The following is a 25,720-nucleotide window of genomic DNA, read 5'->3' on the forward strand; positions in this document are numbered from 1 at the left end:
CGAAAACATGCCATATACTAGCACCGAGCATGAAGTGCTCGCTGTCGTGTTCCAGGTTCGCGGCCTCGATTCCCGGCAACCCGCGCTTAACGTGCTGTTATGGCAGCGTGCACGGGAACCCGAGCGCGGCAAGTGGTCCCTGCCCGGCGGCCGGCTGCGCGACGACGAAGATCTGATCGGTTCGGTCCGGCGGCAACTCGCCGAGAAGGTGGATGTGCAACAACTCACCCACCTCGAACAACTCGCCGTCTTCTCCGTCCCCGACCGCGTCCCCGGCCCCCGCACCATCGCGTCGACATTCTTGGGGCTGGTGCCCTCCCCCGCAACGCCCGAGTTGCCGCCTGATACCCGCTGGCATCCGGTCAACGACCTGCCCCCGATGGCCTTCGACCACGCGCCGATGGTCGAACATGCGCGGACCCGGCTGGTCGCCAAGATGTCGTACACGAACATCGGATTCGCCTTGGCGCCAATGGAATTCGTTCTCTCGTCGTTGCGGGACGTCTACAGCGCGACCCTCGGCTACCAGGTCGACACGACCAACCTGCAGCGCGTGCTGGAACGCCGCAACGTCATCACCCGCACCGGCACCACCGCACGATCAGGCCGAAGTGGAGGACGCCCGGCGGCGCTGTACCGCTTCACCGAATCGCGCTACCGGGTGACCGACGAATTCGCCGCGCTGCGTCCGCCCGGGTGAGTCGACTGGATTCTTAGACCCTTCTTAAGTAAGAATGCCGGGATGGACTTGGGCAGTGCCGCCAACGTAGCGGGCGCGGAATGGATCGGCCGCACACCGCACGAGGAACTCGACCGCGGCGCGCGGCCCGAGTTGCCGGCCGACGATCCGTTCTATGCACCGCCCGCCGGGTTTCAGCACGCCGCGCCCGGGACCGTGCTGCGCAGCCGTGACGTGGAACTGTCCTTCCTGGGCGTGATCCCGCAGCGGCTCCACGCCACGCAGCTGCTCTACCGCTCGACGAGCCGCACCGGCGTCCCGGAGGCGGCGGTCACCACCGTGATCGTCCCCCCCGACGCGGCGCCGGACTGTCCGCTGGTGTCGTATCAATGCGCGATCGACGCGATCACCGGACGCTGTTTCCCCTCCTATGCACTGCGTCGCCACGCCAAGGCCACCGGATCGCTGGCCCAGCTGGAGCTGCTGCTGATCACCGCGGCGGTGGCCCAGGGCTGGGCGGTGTCGATCCCCGACCACGAAGGCGTCGAGGGGATGTGGGGCGCGCCGTACGAGCCCGGCTATCGCATCCTCGACGGGCTGCGGGCCGCGCTGGAATCCGAGCAACTCAATTTCTCGCCCGAGGCGCCCATCGGCCTGTGGGGCTACTCCGGTGGCGGACTGGCCACCGGGTGGGCCGCCGAGATGTGTGAGTCCTACGCACCCGAGCTCAATGTCGTCGGCGCGGTCCTCGGCTCGCCCGTCGGCGATCTCGGGCACACCTTCCAGCGGCTCAACGGCACCATGTTTTCCGGACTGCCCGCGCTCGTGGTGGCCGCGCTCGCCGACATCTACCCCGGCCTCAACCGCGTCATCGCCGAACACGCCACCCGTGAAGGCCGCAAGCTGCTGGACCGGCTGCACCGGATGACCACGGTGGAAGCCGTGCTGCGCCTCATCGGCACCGACATGGAAGATCTGGTGGACCTGCCGTTGGAACAGATCCTCGCCATGTCGGAAGTCAGCGAGGTGTTCGACGACATCAAGCTGGGAACCGCCGCTCCCCGGCCGCCGGTGCTCATCGTGCAGGCCGTCCACGACGAGATCATCTCGGTCGACGACATCGACGCGCTCGCCGACACGTACATCACCGGTGGCGCCGACGTCACCTATCACCGGGACATGTTCTGCGACCACCTGTTGCTGCATCCCATGTCGGCGCCCATGGCGCTGCGCTGGCTGGGCGACCGGTTCGCCGAACGCCCGCTCACCGCACACCTGGTGCGCACGAAATGGCCGACGCTGCTCAACCCCATGACCTACGTGGGGATGGCCCGGCTCGCGGGCATCGGGTTCAAGATGGTCACCGGCCGCACGGTGCGGCACCGGCGGCTCTGAGCCGGCTCAGACTCCAGGCTGGGCGACCGTGGCAGGCAACACCGGATACACCGGGGTTTCCTCGGGCGGCCAGGCACCCAGGTCGTCGCGCGCGGCGGAAACCGCCATCAACGCGTACACCAGGGCGGCGACGGCCGCCGGAAACAGGATCGTGGTGGCGATCTGCAGTGGCCCGTGCCCGAAGAACGCCGACGGGGCTTCGACGACATAGTGCACGCGATGTTCCGGACTGATCGGGGCCCCGAGCAGGTCGACGGTTCCGTAACGCAGGTGCGCCAGCGCAACACCGACGCCTGCCGCTGCAGCCGCCGACACCCCGCACCCGACGACCAGCGCTCCCGCGAGCACCGGGCCACGGTGCGCACGCCACTGCCAGACCAGCACCGCGGCCACGATCGACGTGACCACCAGGAAGCCGACGAACATGAATGCGGACGTGAAGAAGTTGTCGGATTCGCTGCCGAGGTAGGCATGGATCCGCTCGCCGCTGCGCGTGAGCGCGACCACGCCGTGGATCGACGGCGCCAACCAGGCCCACAGTGCACCGACGACAGCGCCTAGCAACGCCATGGCGACCACGACGGTCACCGCGGCGCGTTGCCGTGAAAAACGGGGGCCCGCAACAACATCGGAGGCAGGGACGGGAGCAGGCGCGGGCGCCTCGTCCGGGGCGTTCGGCTCTTCGCCCGAGAGGCTCATCGGGGCGTTCGGCTCTTCGCCCGAGAGGCTCATCGGGGCGTTCGGCTCTTCGCCCGAGAGGCTCATCGCTGAGTCTCCAGGTCCTTGGAGTCCACCACCCCATGCCGCGAACACTTCGCCCACCACCCGTCCGGGCGCACCTGGACGATCATCCGGCGGCCACACTCCGCGCAGAAGCGGGGCGGCTCGAGGCCGAGCTGAGCGGCGGTCGGGACCGCCGAGCCGGTCGCTGCGTTGACCTCGACGCCGGTATAGACGTTGTACACACCGGCGCTGACAGGCGCGGGCAGCGCCGGCATCTCGCTAATCATCACCAACAGTTCTACAGGCTGGCGTTGAGCGCCTTGATGGGCATCTGCAGATCGTCGAGCAGTTCCAGGTCCGCTTCGGCCGGACGGCCCAGCGTGGTCAGGTAGTTGCCGACGATGACGGCGTTGATGCCGCCCAGGATGCCCTTCTTGGCGCCGAGGTCACCGAGGGTGATCTCACGGCCGCCGGCGAACCGCAGCATGGTGCGCGGCAGCGCCAGCCGGAACGCGGCCACCGCCTTGAGCGCCTCGGAGGCGGGCAGCACCTCCAGGTCGCCGAACGGCGTCCCCGGGCGCGGGTTCAGGAAGTTCAGCGGCACCTCGTGCGGGTCGAGCTCGGCCAGGTTCGCCGCGAACTCGGCGCGCTGCTCAAGCGTCTCCCCCATGCCGAGGATTCCGCCGCAGCACACCTCCATGCCGGCCTCGCGGACCATGCGCAGGGTGTCCCAGCGCTCTTCCCAGGTGTGGGTGGTGACGACGTTGGTGAAGAACGAGCGTGCCGTCTCCAGATTGTGGTTGTAGCGGTGCACACCCATGTCGGAGAGCCGCTGCACCTGCTCCTCGGACAGCATGCCCAGCGAGCACGCGATCTGGATGTCGACTTCGTTGCGGATCGCCTCGATGCCGGCGGCCACCTGGGCCAGCAGCCGCTCGTCCGGGCCGCGCACCGCCGCGACGATGCAGAACTCGGTCGCACCGGTCTTGGCGGTCTGCTTGGCGGCTTCCACCAGGCTCGGGATGTCCAGCCAGGCGCTGCGCACGGGAGAGGCGAAAAGCCCTGACTGCGAACAGAAGTGGCAATCCTCGGGGCAACCGCCGGTCTTGAGGCTGATGATGCCCTCGACCTCGACGTCGGGGCCACACCACTTCATCCGGACGTCGTGCGCCAGAGCGAGGAGTTCCTCGAGGTGCTCATCGGGCAGCTGCAGCACCTGCAGCGTCTGGTCCTGATCGAGGCCCACGCCACGCTCTAGGACCTGCTCCCGGGCCACACTCAACACATCCACGGTCGCCTGCGTCACAGTGGGTTCCTCCTGCGGATCATCGTCTTGCACGTCGACGGAGCCGACGTTTGAACGTGTAGGCCGGTGGCCAACACACTTGAACACCGTTCAGGTTAGGGTAGCGGCGTGCAACTCCACAAACCCGACGTGGTGGATGCGGCGACGGCCATCCTCGACAGCTACGGCATCGCGGACCTGACCATGCGGCGACTGGCCCGTGAGCTCAACGTCAGCCCGGGCGCGCTGTACTGGCATTTCGCCAACAAACAGGAGCTGCTGGGCGCCGTGGCGGACCGCATTCTGCAGCCGACGGGCACCGATGCGGGTGGATTCGGATGGCGCGAGAAAATCCACGGGATCTGCGCTGCCCTGCGCGACGCCCTGCTGTCGCACACCGACGGCGCCGAGCTGGTGTCGTCGAGCTTCGCGACCGGCCAATCGGCTCGCGCCGCCGCCATCGTCACCCAACTGGCGGACGCGGCCCGCGACGCCGGAGTGGCCGCCCAGGACGCCGAAACCGCGGCCCGCACGGTCATGTACTACGTCCTCGGATTCACCGTCGACGAACAGTCGCGGTTGCAATGGGACGCCGCGGGCGCACTCAGTGACGAACAGTCGGTGCTGATGGCCGACACCGGCCGCGAGTTCGGTTTCGGTTTGCAGCTGCTCGTCGACGGCCTCGCCGTACACGGCGGTGCCGACCTCGGCGCGCTGCGGGCCAAAGCCGAATAGCGCAGGGCGTCAATCGAACTCGGTCGAACGGGCCGCCGTCACTGCATACCGTTGGACACCACGGTGTCCAACGCGGCCAACGCCGTCGGCTCACCGGTGGCGTCGACCGAGCCGCCCCTGGTCCAGCTCCACAACGCCAGGTCGGCGACCGGCGCACGAACCGTGGCCGTAGCCGCGGCGCCCGGCCGCGCGCGCACCGCACGCGGCCAGTCGCCTGCCGCACCCACCTCGACGAGCCAGCGCTGAGCGGTGTCGGTGCCGACGAATTCGACGACGGCGTGCGGTTGATACGTCGTACCTTCCGGCTGCCATCCCCACATCACGTCGACGGCATGATCGACGGCGCCCGCAGCCACGTCGGCACCGATCGCACCGACCGGCAGCCCCGCCGTCAATTCCGCATCCACGCGGTGCAGTGTCGCCTCGTAGGTCTGCATCCGCCGGGTGAACCCGACGGTCTGGTCGGGTGCGAACCACGACCAGCGTGGCTCGCCGTCTTCGAGCCGGTCCAGTTGCCCGAGCAGCGCCGACGTGGCCTGCGCCCGTAGCGCCAGCACATCCCCGAGCGTTTCAGGACGAGCGGGTTTCGCCTGCTCGACGGCCGCGAGGTCGGTGTCGGTACGGACATTCCTTTCCAGCACGCCGGCCCAGAAGAAATGCACCTGGGTCAGGTGCCACAACAGGTCTGCGGCGCTCCAGTCCGGACAGGTGGGGCACCGGCTCTCCGGTGCGACGCCGGCCAGCACGTCGGCGAATCGTTCGGCCTCGGCGCGGATGATCGCAATCCGGTCCACCCCGTCAGCATGTCAGCCGATCAGGCGTTCTGTCCTGCGGTCGCCGTCCCATCTGCGGAGGCCTGTGATCTTGCCGGTGATCTCGGCGGGCCGACCCGCGATCCGCAGCGCGGCGGACAACTTCGCCGGGGAGATCCTGCGGGCCAGCGTGACGTGCGGAGTCCAGTGGCCCGGCTCGGTATGCGGCATCGGGCCGGGGGCCATGAGCGGCACGCACGATCGGTAGACGTGCGCATGCACATCGAGGATCTCCGGCGATGGCAGCAACAACCGCCCCAGCACCCCGGCGGTGCGCCCGAAGATCAGCGTGGCGCCTAACCGGCACGGCAGCGGAAACCGGTCGATGACCGGCAGCAGCACCGTTTCGACCGCCGCGTCGATGTGCTGGGCGACCGCCAGGGTGGTGTGTGGTCGGCTCGCAGGCGCCTGACTGGGGATGTCCGCCTCGCGCAGTCCGTCCCAGATACCGCGGATCGCCGCCTCGGTATCGGCGTCGAAGACGAATTCGACGGAATGCACCACGTCAATTGCTCTTCGCGCAAGCGCTCATCGATATCACAGCTCCTCGATCCACCCTCGGTCGAAAGCATCGGCGCTGATCGCCTCGAACTCCTGCGGACTTGCCGCGCCGGCGCCGGCGGGCAGCACCGCGCGCAGTGGGGCCAGTCGGGCCAGCTCCTTCAGATTGCCTTCCTCGGCAGGCCCCGGTTGCGCGGGCCACGCCCCGATGACCAACCCGGCACATGAAATGCCTTGTCCGGCAAGTGATTCCAGTGTCAGCTCGGTGTGGTTGAGAGTGCCCAGGCCGGCCGACACCACCACGAGCACCGGAGCCGAGACGTCGGCCGCGAGATCACGCAGCGTCACTCCATCGGCGCCGATACGCACCAGCAGCCCACCCGCCCCTTCGACCAAGGTCAACCGCCCGGGCCCGTCGGCCGATCGCACTGCGCTGACCAACTCGGTGCGGGTCGGCAGGGCCAGTCCGGCCCGCTGCGCCGCCGCCTCGGGCGCCAGGGGCTCGGGATATCGCCAGCCGCCGTGCAGCGCGGTCACACCGGCGAGTCGGCGCACCTCGCCGAGGTCATCGTCGCCGTCCGCGTCGCCGGTCTGCACCGGTTTGCACACCGCCACGTCGCGGCGGGCCAGCCGGGCCGCACATGCCAGCGCCGCGGTGGACACCGTTTTGCCGACGCCGGTGTCAGTGCCGGTGACGATGAGCAGCGTCATGCGCGGGCGACCGCGAGGACCTCGGTGAGCACCCGGCGCGCCAGGTCCATTTCATCGTCGGTCAGCGACGCGCGTGCGGTCAGCCGCAGTCGCGACGTCCCGACCGGTACGGTCGGCGGCCGGAAGCAACCCACCCGCACACCGCGCTGCAGGCAGGCCGTCGCAGCGGCGAACGCAACGTCGGGCTCACCGAGAATCACCGACACCACCGCTGAGTCGGGCTCGGTCGTCACACCTGAGATCCGTGCCAACTCGGCTGCGTGGGTCAGCACCGCCCGGGCCCGCTGCGGCTCGGCGATCAGCACGCGCAGAGCCGCCAGCGCGGCACCGACAGCGGCAGGCGCCAGCCCGGTGTCGAAGATGAACGGCCGGGCCGCGTCGATCAGGTGGGCCCGTACCGCCGCGGGACCGAGGACCACGCCGCCCTGGCTTCCCAACGCCTTCGACAGCGTCGTGGTCATGACGACGTCCGGCGCCCCGGTCAGGCCGACCTCGTGCAGCAGGCCTTGTCCGCCGGTGCCGCGGACCCCGAGACCGTGCGCCTCGTCCACGATGAGCAGCGCTCCGTGGCGGCGACAGACCGCGTGCAGTTCGCGTAGCGGGGCCAGCACGCCGTCGGCGCTGAACACCGACTCGGTCACCACGACCGCGCGTCCCTCGGTCCGTGCACCGAGCGCCGCGTCGACGGCGGCGACGTCGCGATGCGGTGACACCACCACCCGGGCGCGGGATAGCCGGCACGCATCGACCAGCGATGCGTGCGTCAACGCGTCGGAGACCACCAGCGAGCCGGCGCCGGACAGGGCCACGACCGCGCCGAGGTTGGCGGTGTAGCCGGACGAGAAGACCAGGGCGGACTCGGCGCCGACGAACGTGGCGAGCTCGTGTTCGAACTCCTCGTGCAGCTCGGTGTTGCCGGTGACCAGGCGCGATCCCCCGGCGCCTGCGCCCCAGGTGCGCAGTGCCTCGACGCCACCGTCGAGCACCTCAGGGTGCTGGGACAGGCCCAGGTAGTCGTTGGAGGCGAGATCGAGCTCGGCTCCGACCGGCGGGCGGGCCCGCAGTTCGCGGCGCAAACCTGCCGTGCGGCGCTGCTGTTCGACGTCGGCCAGCCAGGACAGCGGTGATAGATCGGTGCGCGTCACCTGATGCTCCTTGGGTGGTGCCGACAATTGAACACGTCGGCGGTGCCGACAATTGAACACCGTTCAGGTTAGTGCACGCGCCACCCCGACCATCGCCGCGGTGATCTGTTCGACCTCGTCGGGACTGCAGATGTACGGCGGCATCGCGTAGACCAGGTTGCGGAACGGGCGCAGCCAGACCCGGTGCCGCAGCGCTGCCGCGGTGGCCACGCGCATGTCGACCGGGTTTTTCATCTCGACCACGCCGATCGCTCCGAGCACCCGGACATCGGCCACACCGTCGAGGTCGCGAGCTGGGGCCAGGCCCTTCTGCAGCCCCGCTTCGATCGTGCGCACCTGGTCGCGCCAGTCGCTGTCGATCAACAACTCGACCGCGGCCACACCCACCGCGCAGGCCAGGGCGTTGGCCATAAACGTGGGGCCGTGCATGAGCGCGCCCGGCTCACCCGAGCTGATGGTCTGGGCGATCCGGGCGGTACACAGGGTGGCGGCCAGGGTGATATAGCCGCCGGTGAGTGCCTTGCCGACGCACATGATGTCGGGGCTGACGCCGGCGTGGTCGGCGGCGAACAGCTCGCCGGTGCGGCCGAAGCCGGTGGCGATCTCGTCGAAGATCAGCAACACGTCGTGGCGGTCGCACGCCGCCCGCAGGTCCGACAGGTAGCGCGGGTCGTGGAAGCGCATGCCGCCCGCCCCCTGCACGACCGGTTCGACGATCACGGCCGCGAGCTCGTCGGCGTGGTCGGCCAGCTGCTGTTCGAACGCCGCGCTGTAGGCCGGGTCGTATTCGCCGGGGACCTGGGGCGCGAATTCCTGGGCGACGAGCACATCGGTCCAGATCGAATGCATGCCGCCGTCGGGATCGCACACGCTCATCGGGGTGAAGGTGTCGCCGTGGTAGCCACCCCGCCACGTCATCAGGCGGTGCTTACCGACCCGCCCGAGGCTGCGCCAGTACTGCAGGGCCATCTTCACGGCCACCTCGACCGAAACCGAACCCGAGTCGCTGAAGAAGACCGTGTCGAGTCCGGCGGGGGTCAGCTCGACCAAAAGTTGCGCCAAACGCGCAGCAGGCTCGTGGGTGAGGCCGCCGAACATGACGTGGTTCATCGTCGCCATCTGCCGGGTGATGGCCTGGTCCAGGGCCGGGTGCCCGTGGCCGTGCACTGCCGTCCACCAGGAGGCCATCGCGTCGAGCACCTCGACGGACTCGCCGTCGAGGGGGTCGATCACGGTCAGCCAGGCACCCTTGGCGCCGACGGCCACCACCGGTGCCAACGCCTCGGCCCCGATGGTGCTGTACGGGTGCCAGACGTGTGCCGTGTCGATGGCACTGATCTGGGCCGGTGTCAGCTCAGCCACAGACCGGCAGCCTAGCCCTTTGCTCACTTGCCGCGCCGTAGGCATACGAAATGTGAGCACCACAGGGTTTTTAGGTAAATTGACCTCGATCATGATGACCCTCGCCCCAGCCCGGTCGGCGCCCGTCACCGACGATTCGCGCGTCGCCCCTGCCGCCATGGGGACCCGAAAGTCGGGTTTCTATCGGCACGATCTGGACGGCCTGCGCGGTATCGCCATCGCGCTGGTCGCGGTTTTCCATGTCTGGTTCGGGCGCGTTTCCGGTGGTGTGGACGTTTTTCTGGCGTTGTCCGGGTTCTTTTTCGGTGGCAAATTGTTGCGCACAGCCCTCACCCCGGGCGCCTCGCTGTCAGCGGTTCCCGAGGTGGTTCGGCTGGTCCGTCGGCTTCTGCCGGCACTGGTCGTGGTGCTGGCGGCCGCCGCGGTGCTGACCATCCTGATTCAGCCGGAGACCCGCTGGGAGACATTTGCTGACCAGAGCCTGGCAAGTCTGGGCTATTACCAGAACTGGGAATTGGCCAGCACAGCGGCGAACTATCTGCGCGCGGGCGAAGCGGTCAGCCCGCTGCAGCACATCTGGTCGATGTCGGTACAAGGCCAGTTCTACATTGCGTTTCTTGCCCTGATCTTCGGATTCGCCTATCTGTGTCGGAAGGTCTTCGGCCGGCACCTGCGCACGGCATTCGTCGTGCTGCTCAGCACGCTGACCGTGGCCTCCTTCGTATACGCGATCATCGCGCACAACATCGACCAGGCGACCGCGTACTACAACAGCTTTGCCCGTGCCTGGGAGTTGCTGCTCGGTGCGCTGGTCGGTGCCGTCGTGCCGCTCGTGCGGTGGCCGATGTGGCTGCGGACCGTGGCCGCGACGATCGCCCTGGCCGCGATCCTGTCCTGCGGCGCGTTCATCGACGGCGTCAAGGAATTCCCCGGCCCGTGGGCGTTGGTCCCGGTCGGAGCCACGATGCTGTTCATCGTCTCCGCGGCCAACCTGATGACCGGCACCGGTTCGGATGACCGGTTGCCGCTGCCCAACCGGATGCTGGCCACCAAGCCGTTCGTCTCGCTCGGTTCCATGGCCTACTCGCTGTACCTGTGGCACTGGCCGCTGCTGATCTTCTGGCTCTCCTACACCGGCCATTCGCACACCAGCTTCGTCGAGGGCACGGCCGTGCTGCTCATCTCCGGCGTACTGGCCTGGCTCACCACCCAATACGTCGAGGAACCGCTGCGACTGCAGAAGTCGGCCAAACCGGCCGCGCCTGCCCCGGCCGTCCCGCTCCGGGCCCGGCTGAAGCGCCCGACCATCGTGTTGGGATCCGGCGTCGCCCTGCTCGGCGTCGCGCTGACCGCCACGTCGTTCACCTGGCGCGAGCACGTCACCGTGCAGCGGGCCAACGGCAAGGAGCTGGCCGGGTTGTCCGCTCGGGACTATCCCGGTGCGCGCGCCCTGCTCAATCACGAACGCGTACCCAAGCTGCCCATGCGGCCGACGGTCCTGGAGGCCAAGGACGACCTGCCGGCCACCACCCTCGATGGCTGTATCAGTGATTTCTCCAATGCCGACGTGATCACCTGTACCTACGGCGACAAGGACGCGCCGCGCACCATCGCGCTGGCGGGCGGTTCGCACGCCGAACACTGGATCACCGCTCTGGACCTGCTCGGCCGGTTGCACAACTTCAAGGTCGTCACCTATCTGAAGATGGGTTGCCCGCTGACCACCGAGGAAGTACCGCTGGTGATGGGCGACAACCGCCCGTACCCGAAGTGTCATCAATGGAACGACGAGGTGATGTCCCGGCTCATCGCCGACCGGCCCGCCTACGTGTTCACCACGTCGACCCGGCCGTGGAACATCAAGCCCGGCGATGTGATGCCGGGAACCTACATCGGCATTTGGGAGACCTTGTCCAAGAACAACATTCCCGTTCTCGCGATGCGGGACACGCCGTGGTTGGTACGGGACGGTCAGCCGTTCTTCCCGGCCGACTGCCTGGCCAAGGGTGGTGACTCCGTGTCCTGCGGCATCAAGCGGTCCGAGGTACTCTCCGACCGGAACCCCACTCTGGATTTCATCGGGCAGTTCCCACTGCTGAAGCCACTCGACATGAGCAATGCGGTGTGCCGTAAGGACTATTGCCGGGTGGTGGAGGGAAATGTGTTGCTGTACCACGATTCTCACCACATCTCGACGACGTACATGAGAACGATGACGGGTGAGCTCGGCCGTCAGATGGCGGCTGCAACGGGTTGGTGGTGAGGCCGTGACCTCGTCCATCGAGCCCCCTTCCCCGTCGCGCACCACCTCGACGGTGTGGCCGGGCGACCCCTATCCACTGGGTTCCACCTACGACGGCGCGGGCACCAACTTCTCGCTGTTCTCCGAGGTGGCCGAACGCGTCGAGCTGTGCCTGATCGCCAAGGACGGCACCGAAGAACGGATCAACCTCGACGAGGTCGACGGGTATGTGTGGCACGCCTACCTGCCGACCGTCACGCCGGGCCAGCGATACGGTTTCCGCGTTCACGGTCCCTGGGACCCCAGCGCGGGGCACCGGTGCGATCCCAGCAAGCTGCTGCTCGACCCGTACGGCAAGTCGTTCCACGGTGACTTCGACTTCACCCAGGCGTTGTTCTCCTACGACCTGACCGCCGAACCGGAGGGCACCGGAACTCCCCCACGGGTGGATTCCCTGGGCCACACCATGACCAGCGTGGTGATCAACCCGTTCTTTCAATGGGGATCCGACCGGGCGCCCAAGACGCCGTATCACGACACGGTCATCTACGAGGCCCACGTCAAAGGCATGACCCAGACTCACCCCGGCATCCCCGATGCGCTGCGAGGAACCTACGCCGGCCTGAGCCACCCGGCGATCATCGACCACCTCAAGTCGCTTCACGTCACGGCAATCGAGCTGATGCCCGTGCACCAGTTCATGCACGATCACCGGCTGCTGGATCTCGGGCTGCGGAACTACTGGGGCTACAACACCGTGGGGTTCTTCGCGCCGCACTACCAGTACGCCGCCAACCGGCACGCCGGTGGCGCGGTGGCCGAGTTCAAGACGATGGTCAAGACGTTCCACGACGCGGGCATCGAGGTGATCCTCGACGTGGTCTACAACCACACCGCCGAAGGCAACCATCTGGGCCCCACCATCAACTTCCGCGGTATCGACAACGCCGGGTACTACCGGCTGATGGACGGCCAGCGTGAGCTGTACAAGGATTTCACCGGAACCGGTAACAGCCTCAACGCCCGGCACCCGCACACCCTGCAGCTCATCATGGATTCCCTGCGCTACTGGGTGTTGGACATGCATGTCGACGGGTTCCGGTTCGACCTGGCATCGACGCTGGCGCGCGAGTTCTACGACGTGGACCGGCTGTCGGCGTTCTTCGACCTGGTGCAGCAGGATCCGGTGATCAGCCAGGTCAAATTGATCGCCGAACCGTGGGATGTCGGCGAGGGCGGCTACCAGGTCGGCAACTTCCCAGGTTTGTGGACCGAGTGGAACGGGAAATACCGCGACACTGTGCGTGATTACTGGCGGGGCGAGCCCGCAACCCTGGGTGAGTTCGCGTCCCGCCTCACCGGTTCGTCGGACCTCTACGAGGCGACGGGCCGGCGGCCCGGCGCCAGCATCAACTTCGTCACCTGTCACGACGGCTTCACGCTGCGGGACCTGGTGTCGTACAACGAGAAACACAACGAGGCCAACGGCGAGGACAACCGCGACGGCGAAAGCCACAACCGGTCCTGGAACTGCGGCGTCGAAGGGCCGACCGACGACCCCGACATCCTGGCGCTGCGCGACAAGCAGATGCGCAACATCATCGGCACGCTGATGCTCTCGCAGGGCACTCCGATGATCGCGCACGGCGACGAGATCGGCCGTACCCAGCTGGGCAACAACAATGTGTACTGCCAGGACTCGGAGCTGTCCTGGATGGATTGGTCGTTGTGCGAAACCAACGCCGACCTGCTGGCATTCACACGCAGGATCGTCAAGTTCCGTAAGCGGCACCCGGTGTTCCGGCGCCGCCGGTTCTTCGAAGGCAAGCCGATCCGCAGCGGCGACCAGGTCCGCGACATTGCGTGGTTGACGCCGTCCGGCACCGAGATGACACCGGATGACTGGGGCGCGGGCCTGGGCACCTGCGTGGCGGTGTTCCTCAACGGCGAGGCCATCGAGGCCCCCGACGCCCGGGGCGAGCGCGTGGTCGACGATTCGTTCCTGTTGTGTTTCAACGCCAATGACCACTCCCAGGATTTCGTCACGCCGGACGGCGACTACGCCCGTCAGTGGACGGCGGCGTTCGACACGGCCGATCCGACCGGTGCGTCGGACCTGGTCGTGGCCGCCGGGGAGAAGATCTCGCTGCAGGCCCGCTCGCTGCTCGTCCTACAGAAGACGGCCTGAGCCGTGACCGTCCCAGTCCTGTCCACGTATCGGCTCCAGATGCGTGGTGACTGCTGCACATTCGACGACGCGGTGGAGTTACTCGACTATCTCGACGAGCTCGGGGTGTCGCATCTGTATCTGTCGCCGATCCTCACCGCGGTCGCCGGGTCGACTCATGGTTATGACGTCACCGACCCCACCAGCGTGTCGTCGGCGCTGGGCGGGGTCGACGGTCTGCGCCGGCTCGCGGACGCCGCCAAAAGCCGCGGCATGGGCCTCATCGTCGATATCGTGCCCAACCACGTCGGGGTGTCCGACGCCGAGCAGAACCGGTGGTGGTGGGACCTACTGGCCAACGGCCGCGACTCCCGCTACGCGGAGTTCTTCGACATCGACTGGGATCTCGACGACAGGCGCATCGTGTTGCCGGTCCTGGGCTCCGATGCGGACGTCGAACATCTGACCGTCGACGGCGACGTGCTGCGCCTGGGTGACCTGGTGTTCCCGATCGCCGCGGGCACCGGTGACGGAACGGGTGCGCAGGTCCACGACCGGCAGCACTACCGGCTCACCGGGTGGCGCACCGGCCGCTGCGGGTATCGGCGGTTCTTCTCGATCACCTCGCTGGCCGCGCTGCGCCAGGAGGACCGCGCCGTGTTCGACGCCACCCACGCCGAGGTCAAGCGATGGTTCGACGAGTCGCTCGTCGACGGGCTGCGGGTCGACCATCCGGATGGATTGTCCGATCCCGCAGGCTATCTCGCCTGGTTGCGCGAACTGGCCGGACCGTCGGCGTGGATCGTGGCCGAGAAGATCCTCGCTGCTGTCGAAAGCCTGGACGCCTCGCTGCCGGTCGACGGCACCACCGGATACGACGCGCTGCGCGAGGTCGGCGGTCTGTTCGTCGATCCCACCGGAGCGGCTGTCCTGACGAAACTGGCGAATCAGGACGATGCCGCGTCCGAGATCCAGCTCAAGGTCACGGCCGTCACCGACACCCTCGGCAGTGAGCTGGCCCGGCTGTGCCGGGTGATCACGTCGGTCACAGATACGGCACATCCGCTGCTGCCCCAAGCCGTCGCGGCATTGGTCAGCCGAGTCCCGGTGTACCGCTGCGACTATCCCGCGCTGGCCACGGTGCTCCCGGTCGCGATCGCAGAAACAGCGGTGGCGGCACCGGACTTGGCGGAGGCGCTGGCCATCGTGTCGGCAGCGGTGTCCACCAGCCCAGAAGCCGCGGCCCGGTTCAACCAGCTGTGCGGGGCGGCGACCGCGAAATCGGTTGAGGATTGCGCGTTCTACCGCGATGCCCGCCTGGTGTCGTTGAACGAGGTCGGCGGCGATCCGGCACTGTTCGGGGTCAGCGCGGCGGAGTTCCATCAACGGGCCGCTACCCGGGCCCGACGCTGGCCGCAGGCCATGACCGCACTGACCACACACGACACCAAACGGGGTGAGGATGTGCGGGCCCGCATCGGCGTGCTGTCGCAGGTGCCGTCGGAGTGGGCCGACCGGGTCGGCCAGTGGTCTGCTCTGGCGGTACCGCCGGACGAGGGCACGGCATTGTTCCTGTGGCAGAACATCTTCGGTGTCTGGCCCGCCGACGGCGTGGTCAGCGCGGAGCTGCGGACGCGGCTGCACGCCTATACCGAGAAGGCCATCCGGGAAGCCGCCACCCACACGTCCTGGCACGACCCCGACGCCGAGTTCGAAACCGCCGTACACGCCTGGCTCGATCAGGTACTCGATGGACCGGTCGCGGCCGGCTTGACCGAGCTGGCCACGCGCCTGCACGAGCATGCCGCCGACGACATCCTGGGCCAGAAACTCATCCAGCTGACGAGCCCCGGTGTGCCGGACGTGTACCAGGGCACCGAACTTCCTGAGGACAGCCTGGTCGACCCGGACAACCGGCGGCCCGTCGACTACGCCGCACGCCGTCGTGCGCTCCGCGATATGGGCGATCCCAAAATGCGAGTGACGAACGCGGCGTTGCGGTTACGCCGCGAGCGTCCCGAGAGTTTCCTGGCGGGTGGGTACCGTCCGGTGCCGGCCGTCGGACCGGCCGCAGCGCACGTGGTGTCCTTCCGGCGTGGTGCCGACGTGCTGGTGGCGGCCAGTCGCTGGACCGTGCGGCTGGCCGAAACCGGTTGGGCAGACACCACGATCACGCTGCCCGACGGTGTGTGGTCCGACCGGCTCACCGGTGCGCAGTACAGCGGTACGGTCCCCGCCGCACAGCTGTTCGGCGAACTGCCGGTCGCCCTCTTGGTGCGTGGCGCATGACCGAATTCGCGGTGTGGGCACCGAAGCCCGGGGTGGTCCGCCTCGACGTCGACGGCATCCGCCATGACATGACCCGGGATGGCGACGGGTGGTGGCGCGCCGACGTCGACGCTGCCGCGGACAGCCGATATGGATTCGTCCTCGACGACGACCCCCAGATACTTCCGGATCCGCGCTCGCCCCGCCAACCAGATGGTGTGCACGAACGCTCGCAGCTGTGGCAGCCTGCGCCGGACGCTTGGACCGATGCCGACTGGGCGGGCCGGTCCATCGCAGGCGCGGTCATCTACGAACTGCACACCGGCACCTTCACCCCGGCCGGAACTTTCGATGCGGCGATCGAAAAGCTGGACTATCTCGTCGATCTGGGCGTCGACTTCGTCGAGCTGATGCCGGTCAACGCCTTCAACGGAACACACGGCTGGGGCTATGACGGCGTGCTCTGGTACGCGGTGCACGAACCCTACGGCGGCCCGGACGGCCTGATCCGCCTCATCGACGCCTGCCATGCCCGCGGGCTCGGCGTGCTGATCGACGCGGTGTTCAACCACCTCGGCCCGTCCGGCAATTACCTTCCCCGATTCGGTCCCTACCTGTCCTCCGGCCACAACCCCTGGGGCAGCTCGATCAACCTTTCCGACGCCGACGCCGACGAGGTGCGCCGCTACATTCTCGACTGCGCGCTGCGCTGGATGCGCGAGTTCCACGCCGACGGGCTGCGGTTGGATGCCGTGCACGCCCTCATGGACAACACCGCGATCCACCTGTTGGAGGAGCTCGCCACCGAAACCGACGCGCTGGCAGCAGAACTGGGCAGGCCGCTGTCACTGATCGCCGAGAGCGACCTCAACGACCCCCGGCTGATCACCCCGCGCGACCGGGGCGGCTACGGCCTCACGGCACAGTGGGACGACGACATCCACCACGCCATCCACACCGCGGTCTCTGGCGAAAGGCAGGGCTACTACTCGGATTTCGGGTCGCTACGGACCCTGGCCACCACATTGAAGAACGGCTATTTCCACGCGGGCACCTACTCGTCGTTCCGGCACCGCAGGCACGGGCGCCCGCTGGACACCGCGACCATACCGGCCACCCGGTTGCTGGCCTACACGCTGACCCACGATCAAGTCGGCAACCGCGCAGTCGGCGACCGGCCGTCTCAGGTGCTCGATTCCGGGCAGCTGGCTGTGAAGGCCGCCCTGGCGCTCGGATCGCCATACACCGCAATGCTTTTCATGGGCGAAGAATGGGGCTCGTCGTCGCCGTTTCAATTCTTCAGTTCGCATCCCGAACCTGAACTGGCGCGCGCCACCGCCGAAGGACGGAAAGCCGAGTTCGCCGAGCACGGATGGGACGCCGACGAGGTTCCCGATCCCCAGGACCCCGCGACGTTCGAACGCTCCAAGCTGAACTGGGACGAGATCGACGAGGGTGACCATGGCCGGTTGCGGCGGCTCTACCGAGATCTCATCGCCTTGCGCCACACCGAGGCAGACCTTGCCGACCCGTGGCTGGACCACTTGCACGTCGAGTTCGACGAACATCAGCGCTGGATCGTGATGCGGCGGGGCGCGCTGGCCATTGCCTGCAATGTCGGAGAAGACGCCACCAGTGTTCCCGTCACCGGTGAGCTGGTGCTGGCGTGGGGTGAACCGCAGCCGGGTCCCGAGGAGACGACGCTGGCGGGACATTCTTTCGCGATTCTGCGCACTGTCAAACCGGTGTCCACAACCGCGGAGCCTGTGGATAACGCGTTACCCGGTTAACTGCCGGGGCGGTGATGATGCCGCTATGAGTCATCGCGAATTACTGCCCGTTCCACCGATCGAAACCGCCACCGACCCAATCCATTCCACCGCAGACCTGCGCCAGCGCTGGCGCGCGCTGATGGGTGAGCTGGGGTTCGGGCAACGACTGCTGTGGGTCGGATTCGTCGGCGGCGACCGGCGCTTGTACAAAACCATGAGCCAGGTGCCGCTACGGGCCAAACCACAGCCGGGGCTGGTCGAGTACATCGTGAGCCGGCTACCTCGCGTGCTGGCCGGATTGGAGGACGGCGCCACCGTGGCATTGCTGCTCACGCGGCCGGGCCGCGGCCCGGTGTCGAACCTCGACCGGGACTGGGCATCCCTGCTCACCGCAGCGGCCGTCGAATACGGCGTCCCGCTTGAGCCCATCTTCCGGGCGAACGACGAGGCGGTGCTCGAAGTGGAACCGACACTGCGACTCGCCGGCTAGGTCAAGGGCGCGCCTGCCGCGGCGACGACCGCCACGACGACGAGCACCGCGGCGAAAACCCGGAGGTGATCGACAGCCTTGGTCACCAGCTTCTCGGCCGCGACCACGCCGGACAGTGTCAGCATCAACCACCATGCGTGCGGGGCCAGCACCATCGCGATCATCATCGGGCCGCACGCGCCGGCGCACCACGCACCGTTGCGCAGACCTTCACGGACGCAGGCCGTGTCGGCCGCGCGACCGTTCGGGGGTATCGACCGCATCCGGTGGCAGGCCCGCAGACACCGTCGCTTCCAGCGCGTCACCTCCCATCCTGCGGCGACGGCCAGCATCCCGGCGACCTCCGGCGATGCAGTCGTGGCGGGTGCCACCAGCCACCCGACGGTCAGCACGACCAGACCGACGACCGACCATACGGCGAGGTAGCCTGCGGCGAACAACATCTGGCCACGTTGACGCCGGTTCCACTTGCCGTTCAACGCAATCGAGCGCGCGACGGGGACCGTGGTGGGCAGCATCATGGCCGTTGCCATGAGGATCCACAGCGCAACGGAGGTGAGGAATGCCCCGACGGAAACAGGGTGCGGCCCTGCACACTGATGCACGGCGACGGCGGGCCCCACCGCCCCGTGGTGGTGTCCGACCGCGACCCCACCCGGGATATGCCCCGAACAATGCTGCGCCGCAACGTGAAACCGCGCCAGTGCGGTGTGCATGACGATGACCGCCAGCCACGCGGCCGCCGCGACGGCCAGCAGTGGCAGCTCGGGATGCGACCATCGGGTCCGCCGCCAGATCGACGGACCCGACGCCACCGTCGTCATTGCAGGAACACGCTCACCCGTCCGACGCGCGCTGTGCCCGGCTGCTGCGGTGCTGATGCCAACTCCCCTGGCAGCTCGATCGGCGTCGCGGGCGGCTCGACACGTTGCGGTACGAACGTCACGCTGAGCTGATCGTTCCAGCGGCCCTCGGCGGTCAATTGCCGATACTGCCGGGTGATGTCGAACGCGAGTCTCATTCCGCCGTGCTCGTTGTCGGGTGCGGTGGTCTGTTCGATCCCGAAGAACGCCGCAACGCCGACGTAGTGCGCGTCATCGAGCGCGGGTGCACCGCCGGGTGCATCCAGATACACGCGGTAGGTGACTCCCACCGGAGCCGCCGAGGTCACGTCCTCCAGCCGCAGGGATGCCCGCGACACCGGATTCGCGGCAGCGGCGGCCAACGGCCCTGCCGGAGCCGCGATGTCGAAGGTGACACTGGTGGGCTCCCCCGTCAGCGCAACGGCACTGTCCGATGCGCCGATCAGCTCGGGCGGGCCGTGTGGCGCCGGTGGAAATGCCATGTCCGCCTCCACGGGAGCAGGAACGGGTGCCGAGGTGTCCTCATAGCTGTAGTTCAATTGCGCCGCGGTATCCAGCACCTCTTGCACCGTTTCGGTGAGCGTTGCCGCGTTCTCATCGTGGAAATGGAAGGTGACACCGGAGAGCCACGCCGATTCGTTGGTGTTCACATGCCCCGGCATCCCTCGCCACACCTCCCAGAGCCGGTCGATGTTGGCATGATGCAGCCAGAAGATGGGGTCGAGAGCTGCGGTGTTGAACGATCCCATCAGGCCGCCCACGTCGACGTGGACCGCGCCGTGCGGTGTGCCCTCCAGCGGTCCCATCGCCGAGCCGGGATCCTCGCCGGCATGGCTGAATCCCGTACGGCCGCCGGCGAATCCGTTGGTGCCGGCGAAATCGGTGGGTGCCAGGGCCGCGGTGAGATCCACATCTGCCTGGGGCAGCGCCGAACCATCGTTGAGATTGCGTCCGGCGACCCACAGTGGATTGGGGGTGACCCCATCCGGCAGGGTGAGGTCCAGGAACGCCTTCGGCAGGCGCCTGCGCGCGGCGTCGTCGCTGCTGTAATTCCAATAGGGCAGCGCCCAGGTCAGCTTCGTCGCGTCGTCGACATCGTCGACATCCTGGATGGCCGACCGGATGATCCGCTCGAACCACTCCAGATACATCCGGTGCCACGGCAGGAAGAACCAGCAGAAGTGCTGGCATTGATTGCGGAAGTTGTCCGGGTTCACCGTCGTGCCGTGAATGTCGGACTGGTACTGCCAGCCGATCGGGTCCATCTGGTTGGCCTTCGTCCGGTCGATCAATACCTGCACGCCGCGGGCATAGGCGTAGATCGTCGGATGCCAGTGATCGATCTCGTCGAGCGTCCAAATGTTGTGCCGCACATAGCTGATCGAGGTCGCGATCGTGATGACCTGCCCGGTGAAGATCTGGTTGGCGTTGGTGATCTGGGGGTTGGCAGCCGCCAGCTCTGTCACGGTCGCCGCGAATCGGGTGCCGATCGCGGTGAGCGTGTCGCCGTGCTGCACCACATATCGCGGACCCGCCGCAGGCGCATTGCCCGGCACCGTGACGATCTGCCCCGGGAAAATGCGGTTCGGGTCGGTGATCTGCGGATTTGCCGCTTCGAGCGGTACAAGACCCACACCGAACCGGGTGCCGATCACGGTGAGCGTGTCACCGGACTGCACCACGTACTGCGGGCCCGCCGCCGGCAGGTTGCCGGGTATCGCGATGACCTGTCCCGGGAAGATCTGGTTCGGGTTGGCGATCTGTGGATTCGCCGATTTGAGCGCACCGAGGCTGACCCCGAACCGGGTGGCGATGGCACTGAGGCTGTCCCCGGAGTGCACCACGTACTTCGGCCCGGCCGCCGGTGCACTGCCCGGGACCGTGACGATCTGCCCTGGGAAGATCCGGTTGGGATCGGTGATCTGTGGATTCGCCGCTTCGAGGCCGGCCAGGCTGACCCCGAGTCGGTGAGCAATGGCACTGAGAGTGTCACCGGAATGAATGATGTATTCGGCCATGGTGGGCTCCTTGCCTCAAAGTGCTGGAGCCAACGCTAGGAACCGGCGCAGCCATCCGCGCGAGTAGCGCACTACCTGTATCCGGCGCTCGCAGGACGGGCTATGCCGCAACGAGATGCCGCATCCCGCTCGGCGGCGGTACGAAACCTGTAGCCGCCGAGGGGAATACGGACAACCTGCCGCTCAGGTCAGGTAGCGGTATGTCGGGGATCCGGGCTCGAGCAACTCGACGTGGATGTCGGAGCCCTCCATCCGGGCCAGCAGACCTTCCAGGTCGGCCGCCGAACTCAATTGGACACCGCACAGCGCCTCACCGGTCTCCCGGTTGTTGCGCTTGACGTACTCGAACAGGGTGATGTCGTCACCCGGCCCGAGCACCTCGTCGAGGAAGCGCCGCAGGGCACCGGGCTCCTGGGGGAAATCGACCAGGAAGTAATGCTTGAGGCCCAGGTGGACCAGCGAGCGTTCCAGCACCTCGTTGTACCGGGAGACGTCGTTGTTGCCACCGGAGATCAGGCAGACCACGGTGGAGCCGGGCTCGATGTCGGCCTCCAGCAGCGCCGCCACCGACAGGGCGCCGGCCGGCTCGGCGATGATGCCCTCGTTCTGGTAGAGGTCGAGCATCGCGGTGCAGACAGCGCCCTCGTCGACGGTGGTGATCGACACCATGTCGCCTGCCGCGGCCAGTGCGGCGTAGGGCCGCGCACCCGCCCGGGCGACGGCGGCCCCGTCGACGAACTGGTCCACATGCTCGAGGGTGACGGGCTCACCCGCCGCCAATGCCGCGATCATCGACGCCGCACCGGCCGGTTCGGCGCCGAGCACCGAGGTGCCGGTGGTGCGCTCGGCCAGGTAGGTGGTGATGCCGGAGATACAACCCCCGCCGCCGACGGGCACGATCACCAGATCGGGTTCGCTGTCGAGTTGCTCCAGCAGTTCGGCGGCGATGGTGCCCTGCCCAGCCATGGTGCGCAGGTCGTCGTAGGGCGGTACCAGGGTGGCACCCGTGCGTGCCACGTCGTCGAGTGCCGCGGCGGCGGCCTGGTCGTAGGTCGCTCCGATGGCGATCAGCTCGATGAACTCCCGGCCGTGATACCGGATCCGGTCACGCTTCTGCTTGGGAGTCTTGGCAGGCACATATACCCGGCCGTGGATCCCCATCGACCGGCACGCCATCGCGAAGCCCTGCGCATGGTTGCCGGCCGACGAGCACACCACACCGGCGGCCTTCTCGTCCTCGGAGAGCTGGGCCATCAGGTTGAAGGCGCCACGCACCTTGTAGGACCGCACCGCCTGCAGGTCCTCGCGCTTGAGGTACACCGTGGCGCCGGTGGCCTCGGACAACCGCTCGCAAATCTGCAGTGGGCTCTGGGTGACCACGCCGGAAATTCGCCGGGCAGCCTCGTCGATGTCGGCCGCTGAAAGAGCTGGGATCAGCGGCGGCGTTCTCGAGCTAGGGCTCAGTTCGGCAGTCACCGGTCAATAGTGCCACCGGCCAGCGGTTTCACTTCACCGGGGTGAGCACGAACACCGGGATCTGCCGGTCGGTCTTCTTCTGGTACTCGGCGTAATCGGGAAACGCCGCCACGGCCCGGTCCCACCACGCGGCCTTCTCGTCGCCGAAAACCTCGTGGGCCTCGTAATCCCCGGATACCGTCCCGTCCTGCAGCTCGACCCGGGGATTCTTCTTCACGTTGTAGTACCAGACGGGATTCTTCGGTGCGCCGCCCAACGAGGCGACCACGGCGTACTCACCGTTGTGCTCGACACGCATCAGCGGGGTCTTGCGGATCTTGCCGGTCTTGGCCCCGACCGTGGTCAGCAGGATCACCGGCCTGCCGTTCAGTTCGGTGCCGGCAGTGCCCCCGGACGACATGTAGGTCTCCGCGTTGTCCCTGGCCCAGTCGGATGTGCTCGGTTCGTATTCTCCAGTCAGCGGCATGCGGTCAGCCTAGAACTCTGGGGCTGCTCACGATCCGGACCGGACGAATCCGCGCGACTATGGCTAAACACGCCGACAAGGGGTAAACCCGTTCTTATGCGCCATGTCCATGGGCGGATACGGACGGCGGGGGCGCGCACGGTGGTGCTCGCAGCTCTGGTGGCAAGCGCGTGTTCAGCTCAGTCCGGACCTCCCGCCGGCGGGAACACCGCGCGCATCACGATCAACGGCCAGGAGTCGTCGACCGCCTTCCCGATCGACTGCACGCAGCGGGCGTGGTTGTGGATCATCGACTCGCTGCAGAAGGAGCCGGGCTTCACGGCGATGGTCGAGACCGGAACCGCCGTCACTCCCAAGGCGGTGCGCCTGCGCAGCTTGGACGGTTTCACCGGTAGTTGGGCAGAAGGACGGCCGGGCACCACCGAGGCCAGCATCGACGGGTCGACGTTCACCATCACCGGGACGGCAAGCGGTGCCAACGACGACCGCCCGACCAAGCCGGCCGATGTTCAGTACCGGCTGGAAGCGCGCTGCTGAAGCCCCGCGGTCACTGACCTTCGAGAATTCCGCGAAGGGTCTGGAGATCGGCGGTCACCGCGGCGATATCGGCGTCGAAATCCTCATCGGAGATCCCGGGCCGCTGCCGCACGGTGAACACCACCTCGCTCTGCGCTGCCCCGGGAGCGGCTGCCACCACCCGCATGGGGTTGTCGACCTCCTCACCGGACGGTAGGCGCACCACATGATCGAGCACGCCGAAGGTGTTGGGCGGGCTGAACTGTACGGTCACCTGCCCCATCGGGGAATCCGCGACCCAACCGTCGGCCGACGGCCGGAGCGAACCTTCCGCCAAGCCTGCCGCCCAGCGCGACAACTCGTGCGGGTCGGCGGCGAACGCGTACACCACGTCGGGCGGGGCATCGATCCAAACACTGACATGACGACTCCGCATATTCACAGCGTAGGCAGCCACACTGACACGATGAACAGTGAGGCGGACGCTCCTCGTGAACCGCACACCCCGGTGGAGAAATTCGTCGCCCGTGCCGAGCGGTTGGCCGCAGAAACTGGGCAGCACGTGCCGTCGTGGCTGCGGCCCGGCGACCCGGAAAGCCGTCTGCCGGTCCTGGTGGCGCTCATCGCCGCACTGGCCCTGCAAGTCGCCATTCCGCGCAGCTACACCGTGGTGCCCCGCTGGCCGCTGATCGTCGCGGAGCTGCTGTTGCTGGCTGTCCTGGTGTGGCTCAACCCGATCCGGTTCACCCGGTCAACTGTGCTGGGCCGGTACGCCACCTTCGTGCTACTGGCCGCGATCACTCTCGACAACACGCTCTCGGCGGTTCTGCTCGACGTGAAGATCCTGTCGGGCGCGGTCAGCAACAAGGCGGCGATCCTGTTGGGCAGCGGCGCAGCCATCTTCGTCACCAACATCATCGTGTTCGGCATCTGGTACTGGGAGCTCGACCGCGGCGGGCCGTTCGCACGGCAGACCGGCGCACGCCCGTATCCCGACTTCATGTTCCCTCAGATGGGCAATCCCAATGTCGCCAAACCGGATTGGCGTCCCACGTTCGTCGACTACCTCTACGTGAGCATGACCAACGTGATGGCCTTCTCGCCTACCGACACCATGCCGTTGGCGCGGTGGGCGAAAATGGCGATGGCCGTGCAGGCCATGGTGGCGCTGTCCACCGCAGGACTCGTAATCGCCAGGGCGGTAAACGTTTTGGGCTGATCGTTCAATGCGGCGGCGGGTGTACCGTCGCACTATGAGGACTGTCATCACTGATCTGACCCCAGTCGAAGCGACGGCCTTGCTGACGCTGTACGCGCGGGCGTTGGACAACCGCGCGCCGCGTCCGATACTCGCGGATTCCCTTGCCGATTCGATCGTCGACGACATCGACTACGACTTCGCCGGCCTGGGTGTTCAGACCAGCGTGGTGTGCCAGACGGCGCTGCGGGCCAAGATGCTCGACGACCGGGTCCGTAGCTTCGCCTCGGCGCATCCGGACGCCGTCGTGGTCGATCTCGGCGCAGGCCTCGACAGCGGCCTGTACCGGGTCGCGCCGCCGCAGACCGTCGACTGGTACCACGTTGACCTCCCGGGCATCAGCGCACTGCGGGAGACGCTCCTGCCACCGGATCCACGCTCGCACATCGTGGTCGCGTCGCTGGCCGCTGCGGATTGGGCCGCGACGATTCCGGCGGACCGCCCCACCATGCTCGTGGCCGACGGGTTGTTCGCATTCCTCGCCGAACCGGTCATCGCCGGCATCTTCCGCGGCATCACCGAGCGCTTTCCCAGTGGCGAGATCGCCTTCAACGACTACGGTGGCATCGGCTGGTTCAGCCGCGCGGCGCTCAAATTCTATCCCCAGAAGATGTTCAAAGATGTTGGCAGTCAATGGGGTTACCTCGGCTTCAAAGACGCTCACCACCCGCAGACGTGGAATCCGCGGGTGCGCCTCGTCGAGGAGGCAAGCCTCGCCCATGCCGACGAAGTCGACCTCTTTCCCGGCTGGCTGCGAATCGCCACCCGATTGATGGGGATGACGAAAGCGACGGCGCGCAAGGGACGGATCCTGCGGTACCGGTTCTGACCAACAG

The 25,720-nt window shown here is 67.4% G+C and carries 24 protein-coding genes; 11 read left to right on the forward strand and 13 right to left on the reverse strand.

Features of this window, described 5'->3' with window-relative positions; translation table 11 throughout:
• Positions 1-7 precede the first annotated feature (7 nt).
• Both BTO20_RS18025 and BTO20_RS18030 read left to right on the forward strand, forming a co-directional pair.
• Positions 8-700: an NUDIX hydrolase gene (locus BTO20_RS18025; RefSeq protein WP_198344432.1), complete on the forward strand. Its 693-nt coding sequence runs from the start codon at positions 8-10 to the stop codon at positions 698-700.
• A 42-nt stretch (positions 701-742) separates the two neighbouring features.
• The gene (locus tag BTO20_RS18030) at positions 743-2,074 is read left to right on the forward strand and encodes a lipase family protein (RefSeq protein WP_087077678.1); all 1,332 of its coding nucleotides are present in this window, start codon (positions 743-745) and stop codon (positions 2,072-2,074) included.
• 6 nt (positions 2,075-2,080) lie between these two features.
• Here the strand turns inward: BTO20_RS18030 and BTO20_RS18035 are convergent, their stop codons facing one another.
• The 3 genes from BTO20_RS18035 to bioB form a co-directional block, all read right to left on the reverse strand.
• A complete protein-coding gene (locus BTO20_RS18035) occupies positions 2,081-2,773 on the reverse strand; it encodes a DUF2567 domain-containing protein (RefSeq protein WP_087082284.1) in 693 nt (230 codons plus the stop codon).
• A 62-nt stretch (positions 2,774-2,835) separates the two neighbouring features.
• A complete protein-coding gene (gene bsaP, locus BTO20_RS18040; RefSeq protein WP_198344433.1) occupies positions 2,836-3,084 on the reverse strand; it encodes a biotin synthase auxiliary protein BsaP in 249 nt (82 codons plus the stop codon).
• 11 nt (positions 3,085-3,095) lie between these two features.
• Positions 3,096-4,103, reverse strand: a complete 1,008-nt coding sequence (bioB, locus tag BTO20_RS18045) for a biotin synthase BioB (RefSeq protein ID WP_087082286.1) — start codon at positions 4,101-4,103, stop codon at positions 3,096-3,098.
• Positions 4,104-4,211: 108 nt separating this feature from the next.
• On the opposite strand from bioB, the gene BTO20_RS18050 reads away from it, so the two are divergent.
• A complete protein-coding gene (locus BTO20_RS18050) occupies positions 4,212-4,817 on the forward strand; it encodes a TetR family transcriptional regulator (protein WP_087077680.1) in 606 nt (201 codons plus the stop codon).
• Between the two features lie 38 nt (positions 4,818-4,855).
• On the opposite strand, the gene BTO20_RS18055 is transcribed toward BTO20_RS18050, so the two are convergent.
• The 5 genes from BTO20_RS18055 to BTO20_RS18075 form a co-directional block, all read right to left on the reverse strand.
• Positions 4,856-5,611: a maleylpyruvate isomerase family mycothiol-dependent enzyme gene (locus tag BTO20_RS18055; protein ID WP_087077681.1), complete on the reverse strand. Its 756-nt coding sequence runs from the start codon at positions 5,609-5,611 to the stop codon at positions 4,856-4,858.
• Between the two features lie 12 nt (positions 5,612-5,623).
• Positions 5,624-6,133 carry a 2'-5' RNA ligase family protein gene (locus BTO20_RS18060; protein ID WP_087077682.1) on the reverse strand — a complete coding sequence of 170 codons (510 nt, stop codon included), beginning with the start codon at positions 6,131-6,133 and terminating at the stop codon, positions 5,624-5,626.
• A gap of 33 nt (positions 6,134-6,166) precedes the next feature.
• Complete coding sequence (gene bioD / locus BTO20_RS18065) at positions 6,167-6,841, reverse strand: dethiobiotin synthase (RefSeq protein WP_087077683.1); 675 nt, start codon at positions 6,839-6,841, stop codon at positions 6,167-6,169.
• Positions 6,838-7,986 (reverse strand): 8-amino-7-oxononanoate synthase, encoded by a 1,149-nt coding sequence (locus BTO20_RS18070; RefSeq protein ID WP_087077684.1) that lies wholly within the window; start codon positions 7,984-7,986, stop codon positions 6,838-6,840. Before BTO20_RS18070 ends, bioD begins: the two co-directional genes overlap by 4 nt.
• A 63-nt stretch (positions 7,987-8,049) precedes the next feature.
• Positions 8,050-9,348: an adenosylmethionine--8-amino-7-oxononanoate transaminase gene (locus BTO20_RS18075; RefSeq protein ID WP_087077685.1), complete on the reverse strand. Its 1,299-nt coding sequence runs from the start codon at positions 9,346-9,348 to the stop codon at positions 8,050-8,052.
• Between the two features lie 91 nt (positions 9,349-9,439).
• Here BTO20_RS18075 and BTO20_RS18080 point away from each other — a divergent pair, with 91 nt between their 5' ends.
• From BTO20_RS18080 to BTO20_RS18100, 5 genes are read left to right on the forward strand one after another with little or no spacing between them, the layout of a single operon-like run.
• Positions 9,440-11,611 carry an acyltransferase family protein gene (locus BTO20_RS18080; protein WP_198344434.1) on the forward strand — a complete coding sequence of 724 codons (2,172 nt, stop codon included), beginning with the start codon at positions 9,440-9,442 and terminating at the stop codon, positions 11,609-11,611.
• A 4-nt stretch (positions 11,612-11,615) separates the two neighbouring features.
• Positions 11,616-13,778, forward strand: a complete 2,163-nt coding sequence (glgX, locus tag BTO20_RS18085; protein WP_198344435.1) for a glycogen debranching protein GlgX — start codon at positions 11,616-11,618, stop codon at positions 13,776-13,778.
• A gap of 3 nt (positions 13,779-13,781) precedes the next feature.
• Entirely contained in the window at positions 13,782-16,046 is a 2,265-nt protein-coding gene (treY, locus tag BTO20_RS18090; protein ID WP_087077686.1) for a malto-oligosyltrehalose synthase, read from the forward strand.
• Complete coding sequence (gene treZ, locus BTO20_RS18095; protein ID WP_087077687.1) at positions 16,043-17,815, forward strand: malto-oligosyltrehalose trehalohydrolase; 1,773 nt, start codon at positions 16,043-16,045, stop codon at positions 17,813-17,815. Before treY ends, treZ begins: the two co-directional genes overlap by 4 nt.
• 25 nt (positions 17,816-17,840) lie before the next feature.
• Positions 17,841-18,287 (forward strand): hypothetical protein, encoded by a 447-nt coding sequence (locus BTO20_RS18100; RefSeq protein ID WP_087077688.1) that lies wholly within the window; start codon positions 17,841-17,843, stop codon positions 18,285-18,287.
• Here the strand turns inward: BTO20_RS18100 and BTO20_RS18105 are convergent.
• From BTO20_RS18105 to BTO20_RS18120, 4 genes are all read right to left on the reverse strand, one after another.
• Positions 18,284-19,111 (reverse strand): DUF2182 domain-containing protein, encoded by an 828-nt coding sequence (locus BTO20_RS18105; protein ID WP_087077689.1) that lies wholly within the window; start codon positions 19,109-19,111, stop codon positions 18,284-18,286. The genes BTO20_RS18100 and BTO20_RS18105 overlap by 4 nt on opposite strands.
• Complete coding sequence (locus BTO20_RS18110) at positions 19,108-21,168, reverse strand: LysM peptidoglycan-binding domain-containing protein (protein ID WP_087077690.1); 2,061 nt, start codon at positions 21,166-21,168, stop codon at positions 19,108-19,110. Before BTO20_RS18110 ends, BTO20_RS18105 begins: the two co-directional genes overlap by 4 nt.
• Before the next feature lie 183 nt (positions 21,169-21,351).
• Positions 21,352-22,644, reverse strand: coding sequence for a threonine ammonia-lyase IlvA (gene ilvA, locus BTO20_RS18115; RefSeq protein WP_087077691.1), 1,293 nt, complete (start codon positions 22,642-22,644; stop codon positions 21,352-21,354).
• Positions 22,645-22,672: 28 nt separating this feature from the next.
• Positions 22,673-23,110, reverse strand: coding sequence for a nitroreductase family deazaflavin-dependent oxidoreductase (locus BTO20_RS18120; protein WP_087077692.1), 438 nt, complete (start codon positions 23,108-23,110; stop codon positions 22,673-22,675).
• Positions 23,111-23,251: 141 nt separating this feature from the next.
• On the opposite strand from BTO20_RS18120, the gene BTO20_RS18125 reads away from it, so the two are divergent.
• On the forward strand, positions 23,252-23,647 hold the full coding sequence (locus tag BTO20_RS18125) for a lipoprotein LpqH (protein WP_232491181.1): 396 nt from the start codon (positions 23,252-23,254) through the stop codon (positions 23,645-23,647).
• A 10-nt stretch (positions 23,648-23,657) separates the two neighbouring features.
• Here the strand turns inward: BTO20_RS18125 and BTO20_RS18130 are convergent, their stop codons facing one another.
• Positions 23,658-24,062 (reverse strand): SRPBCC family protein, encoded by a 405-nt coding sequence (locus BTO20_RS18130; protein ID WP_087077694.1) that lies wholly within the window; start codon positions 24,060-24,062, stop codon positions 23,658-23,660.
• A gap of 30 nt (positions 24,063-24,092) precedes the next feature.
• Between BTO20_RS18130 and BTO20_RS18135 the strand changes: the two genes are divergently transcribed.
• Entirely contained in the window at positions 24,093-24,845 is a 753-nt protein-coding gene (locus BTO20_RS18135) for a hypothetical protein (RefSeq protein ID WP_157680240.1), read from the forward strand.
• Positions 24,846-24,879: 34 nt separating this feature from the next.
• Positions 24,880-25,713 (forward strand): class I SAM-dependent methyltransferase, encoded by an 834-nt coding sequence (locus BTO20_RS18140; RefSeq protein ID WP_087077695.1) that lies wholly within the window; start codon positions 24,880-24,882, stop codon positions 25,711-25,713.
• Positions 25,714-25,720 lie beyond the last annotated feature (7 nt).

It is taken from the genome of Mycobacterium dioxanotrophicus (assembly GCF_002157835.1).
Lineage (GTDB): Bacteria > Actinomycetota > Actinomycetes > Mycobacteriales > Mycobacteriaceae > Mycobacterium > Mycobacterium dioxanotrophicus.